Source organism: Pseudoxanthomonas taiwanensis (genome assembly GCF_010093135.1).
In the GTDB taxonomy this organism is placed as follows: domain Bacteria; phylum Pseudomonadota; class Gammaproteobacteria; order Xanthomonadales; family Xanthomonadaceae; genus Pseudoxanthomonas; species Pseudoxanthomonas taiwanensis.
This window is the reverse complement of record NZ_PDWK01000028.1, coordinates 1-19,754: the sequence shown is the minus strand read 5'-3', so window position 1 is coordinate 19,754 and position 19,754 is coordinate 1. Positions and strand designations below refer to the sequence as shown.

Sequence of the window (19,754 nt, the reverse complement as noted above, 5' to 3'; positions counted from 1 at the left end):
GCCGCACCCGCGTCCGCCCGCCAGGGAAGGCCGGGCCTCCGTGCCCCGCGGCACGGGCCAGGACGGCCGCCACCACCAACGAGAAGCCAGTGACCACCAGCCCCTTCCCCCTCGAACCCACCGCCGCGCAGGCCCAGCAGGCCATCCGCGACGAATTCGCGTTCTTCTCCGACTGGTCCGCGCGCTACCAGTACCTGATCGACCTGGGCCGCAAGCTGCCGCCGTTTCCCGAGCAGTGGAAAACCGAGGAGCACCGCCTGCACGGCTGCCAGTCCATGGTCTGGATCGTGCCGCAGGGCAACCGCGAGCGGCTGGAGTTCCACGCCGCCAGCGACTCGGCCATCGTCTCCGGCCTGATCTACCTGGCCCTGCGCGTGTACTCCGGGCGCCCGGCCGAGGAGATCCTGGCCACCGAACCGGACTACATCGCCGACATCGGTCTGGCCAGGCACCTGTCGCCCACCCGCAGCAACGGCCTGGCCGCGCTGCTGGGCTTCATCCGCGACAGCGCCCGCTCCGCCCTGGCCTGAGGGCCGGGAACCGGCCGGAAAAAGCGAAGCCCGCCGGAGGCGGGCTTCGTCGGGCACATGGAGCGTGCGGCCGGGCTTATTCGCCCTGCTGCTTCTGCATGTGCTCCCAGCGCTCCTGGGCGTCGATGGTGCGCTCGGCGGTCAGGCGCGCCTCCAGGCGCTCCAGGCCGATCTCCTCGCCGGTGTCCACGCAGTAGCCGTAGTCGCCGGCCTCCAGGCGCTTGAGCGTGCTGTCGATCTTGGCGATCAGCTTGCGGTAGCGGTCGCGGGTGCGCAGCTCCAGCGAGTTCTCGGTCTCGCGGGTGGCGCGCTCGGCCTCGTCGCCGATGTCGCGGACCTCCTCGCGCAGGTTCTCGATGGTCTGCTTGGACTCCTCGACCAGCTCGGCGCGCCACTGCAGCAGGCGCTGGCGGAAGTACTCCTGCTGCAGCGGGTTCATGTACTCCTCCTCCGGCGAGGGCTTGTAGCCCGGCGGGAGGATGGGACGGCCGGTGGCCTCGTCGATCTGGTACTCGATGACCAGGCGCTTGGCCGGCGCCGGCGCGGACGTCTCAGCCTTCGGGGAGACGGCCACGGCGACCTTGCCGTGGTGGGGCGCCTCGGGCACGGGCTTGGCGGAGGTGTTGCTGGGGGATTTCGTTGCAGGCACAGGCTTTTCTTGTGGGGTTTCGACGGCCGGGCCCGTCGGCGCCGGACTCGCGGGAGCCGGGGTCGCGGCGGCGGACTGCGATGCCTCCTTGCGGCCGGTGGGCCGTTCGGCGGCGGTAGTGGAAACACGCTTGGTGACGGCGGTTTCGGCCGGAGCCGGAGCCGCCGCCTTCTTCGCCGGACGGGTCTCGGCGGCCTTCCTGGCCGACGCCGTCCGGGTGGCGGTGGTCTTGGCGGGCGCCGGCCTGGCGACCTTCTTCGCCGCCGGCTTGACCGTCGTGGCGGTCTTCTTCGCCACGACCTTCTTGGCCTCGACCTTCTTGGCGGCCTTCCGGGTCGCGGCCGGCATGGTGGCGGTCGCCTTCCTGGCCGGGGTCTTCTTCGCCACGGCCTTCTTGGCGGCAGCCTTCTTCTTGACCGCAGGCTTGGAGGCCGGCTTGGCCGCCGGCTTCTCCACAGCCTTCTTGGCCACAGCCTTCTTCACGGAAGGGGCAGGCTTCTTGGCCGGCTTGGCGGCCTTCTTGACGGGTTTCTTGGCAGCCACGTACGAAGGTTCCTCCACTTTTTTCCCGATCCTCGGGAAAGCGCGCCTTTATAGCTCACCCCACCCCGGGGGGCAACCTTGTACAGCCCCGGGTATCATGGGCCCGTGATCGCCCGCATGCTCATCCTGGCGCTGCGCCTGTACAAGCGCTTCGTCAGCCCGTTGCTCGGCCCGCGTTGCCGTTTCGTGCCGAGCTGTTCGGAGTATGCGATGGAAGCCATCGCCACGCACGGGCCGCTGCGCGGCAGCTGGCTGGCCGTCCGCCGCCTGGCGCGCTGCCATCCGCTGAACGCGGGTGGCCACGACCCGGTGCCGCCCGCTCCCGGGGCACCGTCCTGTTCCTGCCGAGACTCCCGCCCATGACCTCCACGCTCATCGTCAATGCCCGCCTGGTCAACGAAGGCCGCCAGTTCGAGGGCGACCTGCGCATCGCCGACGGCCGCATCGCGGAAATCGGCAGCGGCCTGGCCGCCCGCCCCGGCGAGGAGGTGGTGGACGCGGCCGGCCGCTGGCTGCTGCCGGGCATGATCGACGACCAGGTGCACTTCCGCGAGCCGGGCCTGACCCACAAGGGCGACATCGCCAGCGAGGCGGCCGCGGCCGTGGCCGGCGGCCTGACCAGCTTCATGGACATGCCCAACACCAACCCGCCCACGCTCGACGCGGCGGCACTGGAGGCCAAGTACGCCGCGGCGAAGGGCCGCGCCTGGGGCAACCACGGCTTCTACCTGGGCGCCAGCAACGACAACCTCGAGGCGGTGTGCTCGCTGGACCCGAAGGCCGCCCCCGGCATCAAGGTGTTCATGGGCGCCTCCACCGGCAACATGCTTGTGGACGATCCGGAAACGCTGGACGGCATCTTCCGCGAGGCCCCGGCGCCGATCATCACCCACTGCGAGGACACCCCCACCATCGAACGCACCCTGGCCCAGTTCAAGGCCCGCCACGGCGCCGAAGGCCTGACCGCGGAGATGCACCCGGACATCCGCTCGCGCGAGGCCTGCATCAGGTCCACCCGCTTGGCCATCGAGCTGGCGCGCCGCCACGGCACCCGCCTGCACGTGCTGCACATCTCCACCGCCGACGAGCTGGCCCTGTTCGAGCGCGGCCCGCTGCTGGGCGCCGACGGCAAGGTGCGCAAGAAGATCACCGCCGAGACCTGCATCCACTTCCTGCGCTTCGACCGCGCCGACTACGCGCGGCTGGGCAACTTCATCAAGTGCAATCCGGCGATCAAGGACGCCTCCGACCGCCAGGCCCTGGTCCAGGCCCTGGTGGACGACGTGATCGACGTGCTGGCCACCGACCACGCCCCGCACACCCTGGAGGAGAAGCAGAAGCCCTACCTGCAGGCGCCCTCGGGCCTGCCGCTGGTGCAGTACGCGCTGCTGGCGGCGATCGAGCTGGTGCACGAGGGCAGGCTGGACATCACCCGGGTGGTGGAGAAGGCCAGCCATGCCCCGGCGCGGCTGTTCGACGTCAAGGAGCGTGGCTTCCTGCGCGAGGGCTACTGGGCCGACCTGGTGCTGGTCGAGGACAGCCCGCTGACCGTGCGCCGCGAGGACGTGCTGTCCAAGTGCGGCTGGTCGCCGTTCGAGGGCACCACCTTCCGCTCGCGCATCGCCTCCACCTGGGTCAACGGCCAGCTGGCGTGGAACGGCCGCGAGCTGGTCGGCGCCCCCGCCGGCCGCCGCCTGGAGTTCGAGCGCTGATGCGGCCGGCCCTGCGCGCCGCGCGGCGGACACTGCTGGCCGCGCTGTTCCTGCTCGCCCCGCCCGCCCCCGCCCGGGACGACACCCGGGTGGTGTTCCCGGCCAGCGTGCCGCAGGGCGCGATGGTCACCGGCAAGGTGCCGCCGGGCAGCCGGGTCGAGTACGCCGGGCGGGTCCTGCGCACCACCGGCTACGGCACCGTGGTGTTCGGCGTGGGCCGCGACGAGACCGGGCCGGTCGAGGTCACCGTGGTCCGCCCGGATGGCGTGCGCAGCGTCGAGCGGATCGCGGTCAGTCCGCGCGACTGGCCGGTGCAGCGGGTGGACGGGGTGCCGCCGAAGACGGTCGAGCCGCCGCCGGAGATCGCCGCGCGCATCGCCCGCGAACAGGCCCAGGTCAGCGCCGCGCGCCAGCGCGACGACGACCGCACCGACTTCGCCCAGCGCTTCATCTGGCCGGTGCAGGGCCGCATCAGCGGCCGCTTCGGCTACCAGCGCGTGTACAACGGCAAGCCCGGCTCGCCGCACTCGGGCATGGACATCGCCGCCCCCAACGGCACCCCGGTCAAGGCCCCGGCCGCCGGCGTGGTGACCTTCGCCGCGCCCGATCTGTACCTGACCGGCGGCACCGTGCTGCTGGACCACGGCTTCGGCATCAGCTCCAACTTCCTGCACCTGTCGCGGATCGACGTGAAGGCCGGCGACCGGGTGGAACAGGGCCAGGTGATTGGTGCGGTGGGCGCGACGGGCCGTGCGACGGGGCCGCACCTGCACTGGGGAATGAACTGGTTCGACGTCCGCATGGATCCCCTGCTGGTGCTCGAGCGCCCGTAACGCGGGCCGTCCGCCCCGCGCGTGAGGCGCGCTCCGCCACCTCGCAGCCCCGATCACATCGGGGCGCGGTTCGACGTGCCGATCCCCCTGCCGGTACCGCAGCGGCCGTAACGCGCCCGGTCCACCTGCCGCGCGGCGGCGCGTTTGTCCGTGTGCCGCACCCCGGACGCGAAGGCGCGAAGGGCGCGACCACGTCGCGCCCCGTACACCCGCTGCTGGCGCCGTCAGCCGGCCGCGCCGCGGCCGCTGACGCTGGCCACCGCGTCGTGCGGGTGCAGGCTCTCGAAGTGGGCCACGCGCGCTTCGTAGCGCTCCACGCGCGGATCGGCGGCCAGCACCGCGGCCACGCGCCGCGCCGCGTCCTCGCAGAACATCAGGTTCTCAGCGTTGAGCACGGCGAAGGCCTGCTCGTCCTCGCGCTTGACCGCGGTCTGCACCGGCGTGGCCAACGCGGCCTCCAGCGCGTCGATCAGCTCCACCAGCGGCAGCTCGGCGGCCTGCGCCGACAGCAGCACCTTCACCAGCGCCTGGCTGCGCTGGGCGTGCGGGGTGGCGGCCATGCCCTGCTCCGATTCCAGCCAGGCGCGCACCGCCTCGACGGTCACCGCGCGTCCGGCGAACTGGGCGGCGAAGCGCTCGGCATTGGCCTTGCGCGACAGCGCCGCCGAGCACGGGCAGGTGCTCGAGTACTCCAGGGAAAAGCCCAGGGCCAGCTGCAGCCGCCCCTGTTCCAGCACCGCCTCGATCTCCACCGGATAGCGCTTCCAGCCGGCGTTGTCGCTGCGCAGAGCGCCGCGCAGCAGCAGCGCCTCGTAGCGCAGGCGCAGGCGCGCGCGCGAGGCCAGGCCGGCCTGCGACTCGATGCTGCCCTGCAGGATGTGGCGCAGCCCGGCCGGGGTCACCTCGTTCCTGGCCAGTTCCTGCTGCAGGCGCAGGTACAGGCGCGACATGTGGATGCCGCGCTCGCCGGCGCGCTGCAGGTCCACGGACAGGTCGGCCTGGGCCGCGACCTGGACATGGCCGCCGGCGCCGTCGGGCACGCGCACGGGGATGGCGATGCCTTCCATGCCCACCCAGTCCAGCGGGCGCGCCAGGGCGGCTGGCTGCTGGGCCACGTCGGGCAAGGGATCGGCGGACAGGAGGGCGGCGGTGGCGGGAACGGACATGGGGGAACGGGAAGCCAGGGGGAACGGACCGGGAGGCCGGTGCGGCCCGGAAATCCGGACCATTCGGGTCGGAATTGTAGCCCCCCCGGCGCCGGTCTCCGCCCAACGCCCGGGGAACGGACCGTCGCGCAGGCCGCGCCTAGCCCAGCGCGGCGGCGCGCCAGGCCTGCCACAGCGTGCGCCAGGGCGTGCGCCCGGGCGCCAGGCGGCCCACCGCCTGCTGGCGCAGGCGCTCGCGCGCCAGTGCCGCCCACACCCGGCGCGGCACCGGGCCACCGCCGCGGCGCGGCCAGGCCTCCAGCAACTGGCGGGCCCAGTCGCGCTGGGCCTGCTCGTGCCCGGCGGCGGTGCCGGCGCCGGCCGAAGCCAAGGTCTCGGGCAGCGCCGCCATGCCGGCCTCGGCCAGGCGTGCGGCCAGCACCTGCGCCGCCAGCGCCCGCTCGCTGGCCGCCGGGCCGCCGAACAGCGCCGCCTCGACCTCGGCGGCAGCGCGGGCATACCCGGCCAGGCCGGCCAGCGCCGTCTCCAGGCTGTGCGGCCGCGCGCGCGCGGCCGGCAGATCCGGCGGCGCATCGGCCAGGCGCTCCCAGGGCGCGTCCAGAGGCTCCAGCACCCGTCCCAGCGGGTGGCGGGAGCGGTGCCGGGCCCAGTCGCGCAGCTCGGTGGCCCACCAGCCCAGCTTGGCGTCAGCCGGCAGCGGGTCGCCGTCGATGTTGAGGATGGCGTCGAACTCCTGCAGCACCGCGAACCAGGCCAGCGCCGGGCGACGCTGCTCCTCGGCCACGAACACGCCGGCCACCTGCCACTCGGGCCAGCGCGCCCGCCACTTGTCCACGAAACTGTCCAGCGCTTCGGATCCGCTCATCGGTTGCTTCCAGGTGCCGCCGCACCACCATGCGGCGGAGGTTGTCGCGGCGACGTGGGGGCGCGTCCGCTCAGGCCGCAGCGCGGACGCGCGGCCAGCGCGCCGGGTCGAGCAGCTCGCGCGGCCGGGCGGCGAGCACGTCGGCGCGCCAGGCGGCCGGGTCCTCGCCGTCCAGGCGGTAGCCCCACAGCGCGGCGATGGACGGCATGCCGGCGCCGCGGGCGGCCACCACGTCGCGCTCGTCGTCGCCCACGTACACGCAGCGCGCAGGTTCGGTGCCCAGCCGGCGCGCCGCCTCCAGCAGCGGCATCGGATGCGGCTTCTTCTCCGGGAAGGTGTCGCCGCCGACCAGCACCGCACAGCGCTGCCCCCAGCCCAGCCCGGCCACGACCTCGCGGGCCAGGTACTCGGGCTTGTTGGTGACGATGCCCCAGCGCGTCCCCGCCCCCTCCAGCGCCTCCAGCAGGGCGTCCACGCCGTCGAACAGGCGGCCGTGCCGGCCCAGCTCCTCGCGGTACACCGCCAGGAACTCGGGCACCAGCGCCTCGCGCGCGGCCGCGTCCAGCTCGGGGAAGCTGGCGCCGATCATGGCGCGCGCGCCCTTGGACACGTGCTGGCGCAGCTGCGCCAGAGCCAGCGGCGGGCGCCCGCGCGCGGCCAGCATGCGGTTGGCCGTGGCCAGCATGTCCGGCGCGCTGTCCAGCAGGGTGCCGTCCAGGTCGAACAGGGCCACCGGCGGGAACTGCACCGCCATCAGGCCTCCGGCTTCACCGCGCAGGCCAGGTAGTTGACCTCGGTGCGACGCGACAGCCACGCCCGCTGGCGCAGCGGGTCGTAGAACAGGCCGCTGACGTCCTCCAGCTGCAGGCCGGCCTCGCGCAGCCAGGCCGCCAGCTCGGACGGGCGGATGAAGTCGGAATAGCGGTGCGTGCCCCTGGGCAGCAGGCCGGCGACGTACTCGGCGCCGACGATGGCCAGGGCGAAGGCCACCGGGGTGCGGTTGAGGGTGGAGACGAACAGGCGTCCGCCCGGACGCAGCAGGCGCGCGCAGGCGGCGATCACCGCCGCCGGATCGGGCACGTGCTCGAGCATCTCCATGCAGGTCACCGCGTCGAAGCCGCCCGGCCGCTCAGCGGCCAGCTCCTCCACCGCCTTGACCTGGTAGTCCACCTGCAGGCCGGACTCCAGCTGGTGCAGGCGCGCCACCTTGACCAGCTCCGGGGCCAGGTCGATGGCGGTGACCTGGGCGCCCGCGCGGGCCAGCGCCTCGCTCAGCAGGCCGCCGCCGCAGCCCACGTCCAGCACCGCGCGCCCGGCCAGTGGCACGCGCCGGCGCACGTACTCCAGCCGCACCGGGTTGAGCACGTGCAGCGGGCGCTGCGGGCCGTCCGGGTCCCACCAGCGGTTGGCCAGGGCGGCGAACTTGTCCAGCTCGGCCTGGCGGTAGTTGCCCGGCGCGGAATCGGATGCGGAATGCGGTTCCATCGGAAGCTCTCCTGCGGCCGCGCTCAGCGGCCGATGGCGGCGATGCGCTGGCGCCATTCGCGGGCCTTGGCCAGCACCGCATCGGTGTCGAAGTCCACCAGCACCCGCCCGGCCAGCTTGCGGTGGCCGGCGATCCACACGTCGCTGACCAGGTGGCGACCGGTGGCGTAGACCAGCTGCGAGAGCACGTGGTGCAGCGGCTGGGTCTCCAGGGTGGACAGGTCCACGCACACCAGGTCGGCCTCTTTGCCCGGCTCGATCGAGCCGATGCGGTCGGCCAGGCCCAGCGCGGCGGCGCCACCGAGGGTGGCCGCGCGCAGCGTGGTGGCCGCGTCCAGGGCGGTGGCGTCGTTGGCCACGGCCTTGGCCAGCAGCGCCGCGGAGCGCAGCTCGCCGAACATGTCCAGGTCGTTGTTGCTGGCGCAGCCGTCGGTGCCGATGGCCAGGTTCACCCCGGCGCGCTGCAGGGCGCAGGCCGGGCAGAAGCCGGAGGCCAGCTTGAGGTTGGATTCCGGGCAGTGCACCACCGACACGCCGCGCTCGGCGCACAGGTGGATCTCGGCCTCGGTCAGCTGGGTCATGTGCACCGCCACCAGGCGGTCGTTGACCAGGCCCAGCCGGTCCAGGCGCGCCAGCGGGCGCTGGCCGTGCTCCTTCAGCGAGTCGGCGACTTCCTGGGCGGTCTCGTGGGTGTGCAGGTGCACCGGCACGTCCAGCTGGTCGGACAGCATGCGCACCCGCTCGAAGCTGGCGTCGCTGACCGTGTACGGGGCGTGCGGGGCGAAGGCGGTGCCGATCAGCGGATCACCGCGCCACTGGTCGTGGACCTCGCCGGCGCGGTCGAAGTACTCCTCGTCGGTGCGCGCCCAGGCGGTCGGGAAGTCGATCACCGGCAGGCCGACCACGGCGCGGAAGCCGTGCTTCTTGTACACGGCCGCCTGCACGTCCGGGAAGAAGTAGTTCTCGTTGGCGCAGGTGGTGCCGCCGCGCAGCATCTCGGCGATGGCCAGGGCCATGCCGTCGGCGACGAACTCCGGCCCGATCACCGCCGCCTCGACCGGCCAGATGTGCTCGCGCAGCCAGGTCATCAGCGGCAGGTCGTCGGCCACGCCGCGCAGCAGGGTCATCGGGTTGTGGGTGTGGGCGTTGACCAGGCCCGGGATCAGCGCCGCCTCCGGGCGCTGCACGACCTCGGCGGCGTCGAAGCGCGCGCGCGCCTCGGCCACCGGCAGCACGGCCGCGATGCGGCCGTCGCGCACGGCCACGGCGTGGTCCGCGAGGACCACGCCGTGCGGTTCGACCGGCACCACCCAGCCGGCTTCGATGAGCAGGTCGCAGGCTTCGCGCAGGCCGGCCCCAGCCATGGCTTACTTGACCCGCGCCACGTATTCGCCGCTGCGGGTGTCCACGCGGATGACCTCGTCCTGGGCCACGAACAGCGGGACGCGGACCACGGCGCCGGTCTCCAGGGTGGCCGGCTTGCCGCCGCCGCCGGAGGTGTCGCCGCGCACGCCCGGGTCGGTCTCGACGATGCGCAGCTCGACGAAGTTCGGCGGGGTCACCTGGATCGGGGTGCCGTTCCACAGGGTCACCACGCACTGCTCCTCGCCCTTGAGCCACTTGGCGGCATCGCCGACGCCGGCCTTGTCGGCCTGCACCTGCTCGAAGGTCTCCGGCTGCATGAAGTGCCAGTACTCGCCGTCGTTGTACAGGTACTGCATGTCGACGTCGACCACGTCCGCGGCCTCGACCGAGTCGGTGGACTTCAGGGTGATTTCCTGCACGCGGCCGGTGCGGATCTGGCGGTACTTCACGCGGGTGAAGGCCTGGCCCTTGCCCGGCTTGACGTACTCGGTGTCGGTGATGATCGCGGGCTCGTTGTTGACCAGGATCTTCATCCCGTTCTTGACGTCATTCATGCCGTAAGAGGCCATGGGAACTCCTTGGGGTATGGCAAGGGCCGCCGCGTGGGGGCAGCCGGGCAGTTAGAATGGCAGGCTATCCAGATCGAGGGCCCGCCGCAGCCGGCGGGCGCGTCTTTCCAGCCCCCAATGATAAACGCAGCACCCCTTCCCATGCAGCCGGACGCGGCCGACGCGCCGGCCACCGACGCCCCCCGCTGGCAGCGGCTGTGGCGCGAGGCCGTGCGCGATCCCCGCCAGCTGCTGGCGCTGTTGGGGCTGGACGCGGCGGCCGCGGGCATTTCCGACGAGGCGGCCGCACAGTTTCCGTTGCGGGTGCCGCGCGGCTTCGTGGCGCGGATGCGCCCGGGCGATCCGCACGACCCCCTGCTGCGCCAGGTCCTGCCCCTGGACGAGGAGCTGCGCCCGGTGCCCGGCTTCACCCTGGACGCGGTGGGCGACGGCCTGGCGCGCAAGGCCCAGGGCGTGATCCAGAAGTACCGGGGCCGCGCCCTCCTGGTGGCCACCGGCAGCTGCGCGGTGCACTGCCGCTACTGCTTCCGCCGGCATTTCCCCTACGCCGAGGAGACCGCCGCGCGCGACGGCTGGCGCGGCGCGGCGGCGGCCATCGCCGCCGACCCGGGCATCGAGGAGGTGATCCTTTCCGGCGGCGATCCGCTGTCACTGGCCACGCCCAAGCTGGCCGAGCTGACTGCGCAGCTGGCCGCCATCCCGCACATCCGCCGCCTGCGCATCCACAGCCGCCTGCCGGTGGTCCTGCCCGAGCGGGTGGACGGTCCGCTGCTGCAATGGCTGTCCGCCCTGCCCTGGCCGGTGGCCTTCGTGATTCACGCCAACCACGCCAACGAGTTCGACGCCACGGTGGACCGCGCCCTGGCCGACCTGCGCGCGGCCGGGGCCACCCTGCTCAACCAGGCCGTGCTCCTGCGCGGGGTCAACGACAGCGTCGAGGCCCTGGCCGGACTGTGCGAGCGCGGCTGGGCCGCCGGCGTGCTGCCCTACTACCTGCACCAGCTGGACCGGGTGGCCGGCGTGGCCCATTTCGAGGTGCCGGACGAGCGCGCCCGCGCGCTGCACGCGCAGCTGGCCGCGCGCCTGTCCGGCTACCTGGTGCCCAAGCTGGTGCGCGAGATCCCCGGCGACACCGGCAAGCGGCCGCTGTAACCGCAGCCTGCCTGGCCCGTACCGCCCGGCCGCGGTTCAGGCCCCGGCGCGGCAGGGCTGGATCCGCTCGAGCTCGTGCTCCAGCCTTTCCCGGGCCATCGCCATGTCGTAGTTCGCCTGCAGGTTGATCCAGAAGCCCTCGGTCGTGCCGAAGAAGCGGGCCAGGCGAAGCGCGGTGTCGGCGGTGATCGCACGCTCGCCCTTCACGATCTGGCTGATCCGGCGCTGCGGGACGCGGATCGCCTTGGCGAGCCTGTACTGGGTGATCCCCATCTCCTCGAGGAAGTCGTGGAGCAGGGGCTCTCCGGGGTGGGGAAAGCGGACCTTCCCGTCCATGGTGCTGTCTCCCTGGATTGGCGGCAGGCGCCAGTCCGGCATCTTCGGAAACCGGTGGCGCACCCGCGGGCGGGGAATCGGATCGGCGCCGCCAATACCATCCCCGCGCGCTAGTAACGCCAAGGGTCAGCAAGAGCAAAACCCGGGGGGCCGGCCCCGTGCCATCACCGCCCACCGCGGCGGCGGGACGGCATCAGCGCACGAACAGCGCGATGCTCTCCACGTGCGCGGTGTGCGGGAACATGTCCATCACCCCGGCCGAGACCAGCCGGTAGCCGCGCTCGTGCACCAGGAAACCGGCATCGCGCGCCAGCGAGCCCGGATGGCAGCTCACGTACACGATGCGGTCGATGTCCTGCAGCGGCAGCTGCTTGAGCACCTCGTCGGCGCCCGAGCGCGGCGGGGCCAGCAGCAGGCGGTCGAAACCCTGGCGCATCCACGGCGCGCCGCGCTGGTCCCGGGTCAGGTCGGCGGCGTGGAAGCGGGCGTTGTCCAGGCCGTTGCGCTCGGCGTTGGCGCGGGCGCGCGCCACCAGGCCCGGGTCGCCCTCCACGCCCACCACCTCGCGCACCTGGCGCGCCAGCGGCAGGGTGAAGTTGCCCAGGCCGCAGAACAGGTCCAGCACGCGGTGCTCCGGCGCGGTGTCCAGCATCTCCAGGGCACGGGCGATCATCAGCTCGTTGAGGCGGCCGTTGACCTGGATGAAGTCCAGCGGCTGGAAGGCCAGCTCCACGTTCCATTGCGGCAGGCGGAAGGCCAGCTCCGGCACGTGCCCCGGGTCCAGCGGATGCACGCTGTCCACGCCCCCGGGCTGCAGGAAGATGGCGAAGCCGTGCTCGCGCCCGAACGCCGCCAGCGCGGCGCGGTCGGATTCCTCCAGCGGCACCAGGTGGCGCACGGTCAGGGCCACCGGGCCGTCGCCGGCGATGAACTCGATCTGCGGGATGTGCTCGCGCGCCTGCAGCCGGTCCACCAGCGCCGCCAGCGCCTCGATCTTCATGCCCACCTGCGGGATGGTGGTGTGGCACTCGCGCAGGTCGGCGACGAAGCGCGGATCCTGCTCGCGGAAGCCGACCAGGGTCCGGTCCTTCCTGTTCACCCGGCGTACCGAGAAGCGGCCCTTGCGCCGGTAGCCCCAGCTGGAGGTGGTCAGCGGCGGCAGCACCTCGCCCGGCTGGACCCTGCCGATCCGCTCCAGGTTCTCCAGCAGCACGTGCTGCTTGGCCAGGATCTGCCTGCCCTCGTCCAGGTGCTGCAGCACGCAGCCGCCGCAGGTGCCGAAGTGCGGGCAGCGCGGCTCCACCCGGTCCGGCGAGGCCTCCAGCACCTGGAGGGTGCGGGCCTCGTCGAAGCGGCGGCTGCGGGCGGTGGCTTCGGCCAGCACCGTCTCGCCGGGCAGCGCGCCGGAGATGAACACGGTCTTGCCGTCCTCGCGGCGGGCGACGCCACGGCCGTCGTGGCTGAGGTCGAGGATGCGGGCCTGGAAGGGGGTACGGTCGAGTCGGGCCACGTGGCAGGGAACGGGGGAAACGGAACAGGCGGCCATTGTCTCAGATCGCCGCCGCCGTCCGCCCCCGCCTTCGGGGCTCATGTGGCGCCGGCCCTCGGCAGCGCTAAGATGCTTCCGCCGACAGGGAACCGTCCATGGAGACCGGCCGCATGGAACCGCGAGACGCGACTCGTCCGCCCCGCGTCCTCCTGGTGGAGGACGATGCGATCACCCAGACCTACCTGCGCGCGGTGGTCGAGGCACTGCCGGCGCAGGTGGACCCCGCCACGACCCGCACGCAGGCGCTGCAACAGGCCGCCAGGCGCCGCCACGACCTGTGGCTGATCGACCTGACCCTGCCCGACGGCAACGGCGCGCAGCTGCTGCAGGAGCTGCGCGGGCACTGCGGGGATGCGCCGCCGGCCCTGGCGCACACCGCCGACCGCGATCCGGCCGTGCGCGGCGCGGCGCTGGCGGCCGGCTTCCGCGACGTGCTGGTCAAGCCGATGTCCACGGCCGAGCTGTCCAACGCCCTGCGCGCGGCCCTGGCCGAGTCCATGGACCTGCCCGACTGGGACAACGCCGCCGCGTCCGCCGCGCTCAACCACAACCCGGGCAACGTGCAGGCCCTGCGCCGGCTGTTCCTGGACGAGCTGCCTGAGGCCCGCGCCGAAGTGCTGCGCAGCGCGCGCAGCGGCGCCCTGGCGACGCTGCGCGCGCGCCTGCACCGCCTGCAGGCCAGCTGCGGCCGGGTCGGCGCGCGCCGCCGGGGCGCGGGGGTGGAAAGCCTGCGCGCACGGCCGGATTGCAGGGACGCCCTGGAACATTCCGCCCGCGCCGCGCGCGACCTCACCGGCTGAAGCCCCGCGCCGCTTAAACTGGCGGGATGAACTACCGCCACGCCTTCCATGCCGGCAACCACGCCGACGTGCTCAAGCCCGTCGTCCTGCTGGCGCTGCTCGACGCCCTGCGGCGCAAGGACAGCCCCTTTTTCGTGCTGGACACCCATGCCGGCCGCGGCCGCTACCGGCTGCAGGGCGAAGAGGCCGGGCGCACCGGCGAGGCCGCCGGCGGCGTACTGCGCCTGGCCGGCGCCGTGGACCTGCCGCCGGCCGTGGCCCGCTACCTGGAGGCGGTGGCCGCGCTCAACCCGGATGGCGGGCTGCAGGTCTATCCGGGCTCGCCGCTGCTCGCCGCCCAGGCCCTGCGCGGCGAGGACCGGCTGGCCGCCTGCGAACTGCAGCCGGAGGAGGCCGCGGCGCTGAAGGCGCTGTTCGCCGGCGATGCGCGCGTGGCCGTGCACGCCCGCGACGGTTACGCCGCGGTGCGCGCCCTGCTGCCGCCCCGGCACCAGGGCCGGCGCTTCGGCCGCGGCTTGGTGCTGGTCGACCCGCCCTACGAGGCGCAGGAGGCCGAATACCCGCAGGTGACCGCGGCGGTGCGCGAGGCGCTGGAGCGCTGGCCGCAGGGGATGTGCGCGGTCTGGTACCCGATCAAGCAGCGCCGCCAGCTGGCGCCGTTCTTCCGCGCGTTGCGCGCCCTGCCGGCGCGGCAGGTGCTGCTGGCCGAGCTGCTGGTGCGCCCGGACGACTCGCCGCTGCGCCTGAACGGCAGCGGCATGGCCCTCGTCAATCCGCCATGGAAGTTCGACCAGGTGCTGGCCCCGGCCCTGCCGGCGTTGCGCGACCGGCTCGGCGGGGCCGGCGCCTCGACCCGGCTGGAATGGATCAAGCGCGAGGCCTGACGCTCGCCCCCCTCGTTTGTCCGCTGCAAGCGCCGTCCTCGGGAATCCGACAGACGCGTCCGGCCACGGCGCTGCAGCGCCACGGCGGAGGTGCGTTGGAGGCGCAGGTGGGACGTATCGCGGGGGCACCGCGTCGGACACGGGCTCCGGAAGGCGCCCCCGGGCGGCCGCGGACACGGCGCCTGCGGCAAGCGGTCAGGCGGCCCCGGACGGGCCGTCCTCGGGCTCGAAGAAGCTCCAGCGCACCACCGGGAACTGGCGCTTGAGCTCGCGCTCGATGCGGTCGATGTCGGCCAGCATGGCGCGGCCATCGTCCACCTGGCGCATGCGCGCGTGCACCGAGACCAGCACCTCGTTGCCCTGCTGCAGGGTGATCAGGTGCAGCAGCCGCTCCACTTCCGGGCGCTGCTCGAGGAAGGCACGGATGCGCTCCTGCAGGCGCGGGTCCACGCTCTGCCCGATCAGCATGGCCTTGACCTCGATGGCCACCAGCACGGCGACGACGATCAGCAGCAGGCCGATGCCGATGGTGCCCAGCGCGTCCCACAGCGGGTTGCCGGTGGCCACCGCGGCCAGCACCGCCGCCAGCGCCAGGGTCAGGCCCAGCAGCGCGGCCAGGTCCTCGCCGAAGATCACCACCAGCTCGGCCTGGCGGCTCTCGCGGAACCACTGCCACAGCGTACGCCCGCCGCGCACCTTGGCCACTTCGTGCAGGCAGGCGCGCATGGACACGCCCTCGGCGGCGATGGCGAACGCCAGCACGCCCACCGCCCAGCCCCAGTTGTCCAGCGGTTCGGGGTGGCGCAGCTTGTGCACGCCCTCGTAGACCGAGAACATGCCGCCGACGCTGAACAGCATCACCGCCACCAGGAACGACCAGAAGTAGATGGCGCGGCCGTAGCCCAGCGGGTACTCCGGCGACACCGGCCGTCGCGCCTGGCGCATGCCCAGCAGCAGGAGCAGCTGGTTGCCGCAGTCGGCGAGCGAGTGCACCGTCTCGGCCAGCATCGCGCCCGAACCGGTGACGAAGGCAGCCACCCCCTTGGACGCGGCGATGGCCAGGTTCGCCCCGAGGGCGAAGAAGATGGCCCGGGTGGAATCACCGCCGCCGGACATGCATGCTTCCCCGTGTGGATGACGCGGGGGAGTCTAGCAGCCCCCCGGTGCACATCCGCCGCGAACATGGGAACATCCGGACCATGCCACGCAACCGGCTTCCACCCTGGCACGAGCAGTTCGTGCTGCCCACCCGGCGGACCCTGCTGATCCGCCCGATCAGGCCCGAGGACGCGCCGCCGCTCCAGGCCATCTTCCCCCTGCTCGGCCCCGAGGAGGTCAGGGCCGGCTTCGCCACCGGCGACCTGGACGACGCGGCCGCCGCCCGCCTGGTCCGCCCGGACCCGCGGCAGGAGCTGGTCCTGGTCGGTGCCTCGCCGCGGCCGGCGGGCGAGGCGGGGATCGCCGGCCTGGCCCGGGTCCGGATCGTGCCGGGCACCCGCCAGGCGGAGCTGGCCACCGTCCTGGCCCGCCACGTGATGGGACTGGGGCTGGGCCGCCACCTGCTGCAGAAGCTGGGGAAGTGGGCCCGCACCCACCGCCTCGAGCGGGTCTACGGCGACATCCCTGCCGGCAACCAGCCGATGCTGGACCTGGCCGCTTCGATGGGCTTCAGCCCGGAGCCCGGGGCCGAGGGCGTCCCGGCCGGGCTGGTGCGCCAGGTGCTGGAGCTGAGCGGGCACTGAGTCCCGGCGTGCGCGCCACCCCGCAGGTCCGTCCATTTCCAAACTGGCGGGTACAATAGGGGGTTCATGCCATCCCCCCAGCATTCCCCCGCCGTTCCCCCGCTGCCCCGGCGCGGCCAGCCGCGCGCCTGGTGGCGTGCGCCCGCTTCCCCGTCCGCGCTGGCCTGGCACCTGGTGCAGGCCGCCCGCGCCCATGCCGGACCGCTGCTGTACGTGGCCCGCGACAACCAGGGCGCGCACCAGGTCGAATCCGACCTGGCCACCCTGCTGGACGGGGACGGATCGCTGCCGGTGCTGGCCTTCCCGGACTGGGAGACCCTGCCCTACGACCGCTTCAGCCCGCACCCGGACATCGTCAGCCAGCGCCTGGCGGCGCTGCAGCGCATGCCCGGCCTGCAGCACGGCATCGTGGTGGTGCCGGTGCAGACCCTGCTGCAGCGGCTGCCGCCGACCAGCTACATCGCCGGCCACAGCTTCGACCTGAAGGTCGGCCAGCGCCTGGACCTGGACGCGGAGAAGCGCCGCCTGGAGGCGGCCGGCTACCGCAACGTCCCGCAGGTGCTGGACCCGGGCGACTTCGCCGTGCGCGGCGGCCTGCTGGACGTGTTCCCGATGGGCGCCGACGCGCCGCTGCGCATCGAGCTGCTGGACGACGAGATCGACTCGATCCGCCGCTTCGACCCGGAGACCCAGCGCTCGCTGGAGCGCACCGAGGCCGTGCGCATGCTGCCCGGCCGCGAGCTGCCGATGGACGAGGCCAGCATCGCCCGGGTGCTGGAGGCGCTGCGCGAGCGCTTCGACCTGGACACCCGGCGCAGCGCCCTGTACCAGGACCTGAAGGCGGGCATCGCCCCGGCCGGCATCGAGTACTACCTGCCGCTGTTCTTCCCGCCGCGCCGCGACGGCGCGGAGGGCACCGCCACCCTGTTCGACTACCTGCCCGGGAACGTGCTGCCGGTGCTGGCCGACGGCGCCGGCGCCAATGCCGACGCGTTCTGGCAGCAGACCCGCCACCGCTACGAGCAGCGCCGCCACGACGTCGAGCATCCGGTGCTGCCGCCGGAGGCCCTGTACCTGCCGCCGGACGCGCTGCGCGAGCGCCTCAACCAGGGTGGACGCGTGGAGGGGTGCGGCCCCGGACACGCGCGCCACGCCGACGCCGTGGCCCTGGGCGACCAGCCCGCGCCCACGCTGCCGGTGGCCGGCCCCGACCACCCGCGGGCCGGCGGGGCGCTGCGCGGCTTCCTTTCCAGCTATCCGGGCCGTGTGCTGGTGGCCGCCGACTCGCCCGGCCGCCGCGAGGCGCTGCTGGAGGTGCTGCAGGCCGCCGACCTGAGGCCGGAGGTGCTGCCGGGCTTCCGTGCCTTCCTGGAAAGCCAGGCGCGCTTTGCCCTGGCGGTGGCGCCGCTGGAGGACGGCTTCGCCCTGGACGCGCCGCAGCTGGCGGTGCTGACCGAGCGCCAGCTCTTCCCCGAGCGCGCGCCGCGCCCGCGCCGCGGCCGCCGCGCCGGCCGCGAGCCGGAGGCGATCATCCGCGACCTGGGCGAGCTGACCGAGGGCGCGCCCATCGTCCACGAGGACCACGGCGTCGGCCGCTACCGCGGTCTGGTCGCCATGGACATCGGCGGCATGCCCGGCGAGTTTCTCGAGATCGAGTACGCCAAGGGCGACCGGCTGTACGTGCCGGTCACCCAGCTGCACCTGGTCAGCCGCTACACCGGCGCTTCGCCGGAGACCGCCCCGCTGCACTCGCTCGGCGGCGAGCAGTGGACGCGCGCCAAGCGCAAGGCCATGGAGAAGGTCCGCGACGTGGCCGCCGAGCTGCTGGAGATCCAGGCCCGGCGCAAGGCCCGCGCCGGCCTGGCCCTGGACATCGACCGGGCCATGTACGAGGGCTTCGCCGCCGGCTTCCCGTTCGAGGAGACTCCCGACCAGCTGGCCGCCATCGAGGCGGTGCTGCGCGACCTGCAGTCCAGCCAGCCGATGGACCGGGTGGTGTGCGGCGACGTCGGCTTCGGCAAGACCGAGGTGGCGGTGCGCGCCGCCTTCGCCGCGGCCAGCGCCGGCCGCCAGGTGGCGGTGCTGGTGCCCACCACCCTGCTGGCCGAGCAGCACTACCGCAACTTCCGCGACCGCTTCGCCGACTGGCCGATCCGGGTCGAGGTGCTCTCGCGCTTCAAGAGCAGGAAGGAGATCGAGGCCGAGCTGCAGAAGGTGGCGCGCGGGGAGATCGACGTGATCGTCGGCACCCACCGCCTGCTGCAGCCGGACGTGAAGTTCAAGGACCTGGGTCTGGTCATCGTGGACGAGGAGCAGCGCTTCGGCGTGCGCCAGAAGGAGGCGCTGAAGGCGCTGCGCGCCAACGTGCACCTGCTGACCCTCACCGCGACCCCGATCCCGCGCACGCTCAACATGGCCATGTCCGGCCTGCGCGACCTGAGCATCATCGCCACCCCGCCGCCGAACCGGCTGGCGGTGCAGACCTTCATCATGCCGTGGGACGACGACCAGCTGCGCGAGGCCTTCCAGCGCGAACTGTCGCGCGGCGGCCAGCTGTATTTCCTGCACAACGACGTGGACACGATCGAGCGCATGCGCAGGCAGCTGCAGGAGCTGGTGCCGGAGGCACGTATCGGCGTGGCCCACGGGCAGATGCCCGAGCGCGAGCTGGAGCGGGTGATGCTCGACTTCCAGAAGCAGCGCTTCAACGTGCTGCTGGCCACGACCATCATCGAGTCTGGCATCGACATCCCCAACGCCAACACCATCATCATCAACCGCGCCGACCGCTTCGGCCTGGCCCAGCTGCACCAGCTGCGCGGCCGCGTCGGCCGCTCGCACCACCGCGCCTACGCCTACCTGCTGGTGCCGCCGGACCGGCGCGCCATGACCGCGGACGCGGAGAAGCGCCTGGAGGCGATCGCCTCGATGGACGAGCTCGGCGCCGGCTTCACCCTGGCCACCCACGACCTGGAGATCCGCGGCGCCGGCGAGCTGCTGGGCGAGGAACAGAGCGGGCAGATGGCCGAGGTCGGCTTCACCCTGTACACCGAACTGCTGGAGCGGGCGGTGCGCTCGATCCGCCAGGGCACTCTTCCGGACCTGGACGCCGGCGAGGAGCGCCGTGGGGCCGAGGTGGTGCTCAACGTGCCGGCGCTGATCCCGGACGACTACCTGCCGGATGTGCACACCCGCCTGACCCTGTACAAGCGCATCTCCAGTGCGCGCGACGCCGCGGCGCTGCGCGAGCTGCAGGTGGAGATGATCGACCGCTTCGGCCTGCTGCCGGACGCGGTCAGGAACATGTTCGCCATCGCCGAGCTGAAGCGGCAGTGCGACGCCCTGGGCATCCGCAAGCTGGAGCTGGGGGAGTCCGGCGGACGGATCGTGTTCGAGTCCAGGCCCAACGTGGACCCGATCACGGTGATCCAGCTGATCCAGCAGCAACCCCGCCACTACGCCATGGAAGGCCCGGACAAGCTCCGCATCCGGCTGCCCCTGCCGGAGGCGGCCGACCGCTTCAACGCCGCCCGTGGACTGCCGGTCCCTTATACACCCCTGCGGCTGCCGTCGG

The 19,754-nt window shown here is 73.2% G+C and carries 19 protein-coding genes; 9 read left to right on the top strand and 10 right to left on the bottom strand.

The window, feature by feature from the left end; all coding sequences use genetic code 11:
* Positions 1-89 precede the first annotated feature (89 nt).
* Positions 90-530, top strand: coding sequence for a SufE family protein (locus CR938_RS07335; protein ID WP_162124380.1), 441 nt, complete (start codon positions 90-92; stop codon positions 528-530).
* Positions 531-606: 76 nt separating this feature from the next.
* On the opposite strand, the gene dksA is transcribed toward CR938_RS07335, so the two are convergent.
* Positions 607-1,722, bottom strand: a complete 1,116-nt coding sequence (gene dksA / locus CR938_RS07330; protein ID WP_162124379.1) for an RNA polymerase-binding protein DksA — start codon at positions 1,720-1,722, stop codon at positions 607-609.
* Between the two features lie 117 nt (positions 1,723-1,839).
* Between dksA and yidD the strand changes: the two genes are divergently transcribed.
* From yidD to CR938_RS07315, 3 genes are read left to right on the top strand one after another with little or no spacing between them, the layout of a single operon-like run.
* Positions 1,840-2,085 carry a membrane protein insertion efficiency factor YidD gene (yidD, locus tag CR938_RS07325; RefSeq protein WP_170296523.1) on the top strand — a complete coding sequence of 82 codons (246 nt, stop codon included), beginning with the start codon at positions 1,840-1,842 and terminating at the stop codon, positions 2,083-2,085.
* Positions 2,082-3,434, top strand: coding sequence for a dihydroorotase (locus CR938_RS07320; protein WP_162124377.1), 1,353 nt, complete (start codon positions 2,082-2,084; stop codon positions 3,432-3,434). The genes yidD and CR938_RS07320 overlap by 4 nt, the downstream gene beginning before the upstream one ends.
* Positions 3,434-4,267, top strand: a complete 834-nt coding sequence (locus tag CR938_RS07315; RefSeq protein ID WP_162124376.1) for a M23 family metallopeptidase — start codon at positions 3,434-3,436, stop codon at positions 4,265-4,267. Before CR938_RS07320 ends, CR938_RS07315 begins: the two co-directional genes overlap by 1 nt.
* A gap of 224 nt (positions 4,268-4,491) precedes the next feature.
* Here the strand turns inward: CR938_RS07315 and folE2 are convergent, their stop codons facing one another.
* The 6 genes from folE2 to efp form a co-directional block, all read right to left on the bottom strand.
* A complete protein-coding gene (gene folE2, locus CR938_RS07310) occupies positions 4,492-5,433 on the bottom strand; it encodes a GTP cyclohydrolase FolE2 (protein WP_162124375.1) in 942 nt (313 codons plus the stop codon).
* 139 nt (positions 5,434-5,572) lie between these two features.
* Positions 5,573-6,298 carry a phytoene/squalene synthase family protein gene (locus tag CR938_RS07305; RefSeq protein WP_162124374.1) on the bottom strand — a complete coding sequence of 242 codons (726 nt, stop codon included), beginning with the start codon at positions 6,296-6,298 and terminating at the stop codon, positions 5,573-5,575.
* 70 nt (positions 6,299-6,368) lie between these two features.
* Positions 6,369-7,052 (bottom strand): phosphoglycolate phosphatase, encoded by a 684-nt coding sequence (locus tag CR938_RS07300; RefSeq protein ID WP_162124373.1) that lies wholly within the window; start codon positions 7,050-7,052, stop codon positions 6,369-6,371.
* Positions 7,052-7,783 (bottom strand): bifunctional 2-polyprenyl-6-hydroxyphenol methylase/3-demethylubiquinol 3-O-methyltransferase UbiG, encoded by a 732-nt coding sequence (gene ubiG, locus CR938_RS07295; protein WP_162124372.1) that lies wholly within the window; start codon positions 7,781-7,783, stop codon positions 7,052-7,054. Before ubiG ends, CR938_RS07300 begins: the two co-directional genes overlap by 1 nt.
* Positions 7,784-7,806: 23 nt before the next feature.
* Positions 7,807-9,147 carry a TRZ/ATZ family hydrolase gene (locus CR938_RS07290; protein ID WP_162124371.1) on the bottom strand — a complete coding sequence of 447 codons (1,341 nt, stop codon included), beginning with the start codon at positions 9,145-9,147 and terminating at the stop codon, positions 7,807-7,809.
* Positions 9,148-9,150: 3 nt separating this feature from the next.
* Complete coding sequence (gene efp, locus CR938_RS07285) at positions 9,151-9,717, bottom strand: elongation factor P (RefSeq protein ID WP_162124370.1); 567 nt, start codon at positions 9,715-9,717, stop codon at positions 9,151-9,153.
* 117 nt (positions 9,718-9,834) lie between these two features.
* Between efp and epmB the strand changes: the two genes are divergently transcribed.
* Positions 9,835-10,869 carry an EF-P beta-lysylation protein EpmB gene (epmB, locus tag CR938_RS07280; RefSeq protein ID WP_162124369.1) on the top strand — a complete coding sequence of 345 codons (1,035 nt, stop codon included), beginning with the start codon at positions 9,835-9,837 and terminating at the stop codon, positions 10,867-10,869.
* Positions 10,870-10,905: 36 nt separating this feature from the next.
* Here epmB and CR938_RS07275 read toward each other — a convergent pair whose 3' ends face one another.
* Positions 10,906-11,205: a HigA family addiction module antitoxin gene (locus CR938_RS07275; RefSeq protein WP_162124368.1), complete on the bottom strand. Its 300-nt coding sequence runs from the start codon at positions 11,203-11,205 to the stop codon at positions 10,906-10,908.
* Between the two features lie 193 nt (positions 11,206-11,398).
* Entirely contained in the window at positions 11,399-12,751 is a 1,353-nt protein-coding gene (gene rlmD, locus CR938_RS07270) for a 23S rRNA (uracil(1939)-C(5))-methyltransferase RlmD (protein ID WP_162124367.1), read from the bottom strand.
* Between the two features lie 113 nt (positions 12,752-12,864).
* Between rlmD and CR938_RS07265 the strand changes: the two genes are divergently transcribed.
* Together CR938_RS07265 and CR938_RS07260 are read left to right on the top strand one after the other, a co-directional pair.
* A complete protein-coding gene (locus tag CR938_RS07265) occupies positions 12,865-13,554 on the top strand; it encodes a response regulator (RefSeq protein ID WP_162124366.1) in 690 nt (229 codons plus the stop codon).
* 26 nt (positions 13,555-13,580) lie between these two features.
* Complete coding sequence (locus tag CR938_RS07260; RefSeq protein WP_162124365.1) at positions 13,581-14,438, top strand: 23S rRNA (adenine(2030)-N(6))-methyltransferase RlmJ; 858 nt, start codon at positions 13,581-13,583, stop codon at positions 14,436-14,438.
* Between the two features lie 195 nt (positions 14,439-14,633).
* On the opposite strand, the gene CR938_RS07255 is transcribed toward CR938_RS07260, so the two are convergent.
* Entirely contained in the window at positions 14,634-15,554 is a 921-nt protein-coding gene (locus CR938_RS07255) for a cation diffusion facilitator family transporter (protein WP_162124364.1), read from the bottom strand.
* An 83-nt stretch (positions 15,555-15,637) separates the two neighbouring features.
* Here CR938_RS07255 and CR938_RS07250 point away from each other — a divergent pair, with 83 nt between their 5' ends.
* Together CR938_RS07250 and mfd are read left to right on the top strand one after the other, a co-directional pair.
* On the top strand, positions 15,638-16,180 hold the full coding sequence (locus tag CR938_RS07250; protein WP_162124363.1) for a GNAT family N-acetyltransferase: 543 nt from the start codon (positions 15,638-15,640) through the stop codon (positions 16,178-16,180).
* Between the two features lie 66 nt (positions 16,181-16,246).
* On the top strand, positions 16,247-19,754 hold a 3,508-nt coding region (gene mfd, locus CR938_RS07245), incomplete at its 3' end, for a transcription-repair coupling factor (RefSeq protein WP_162124362.1).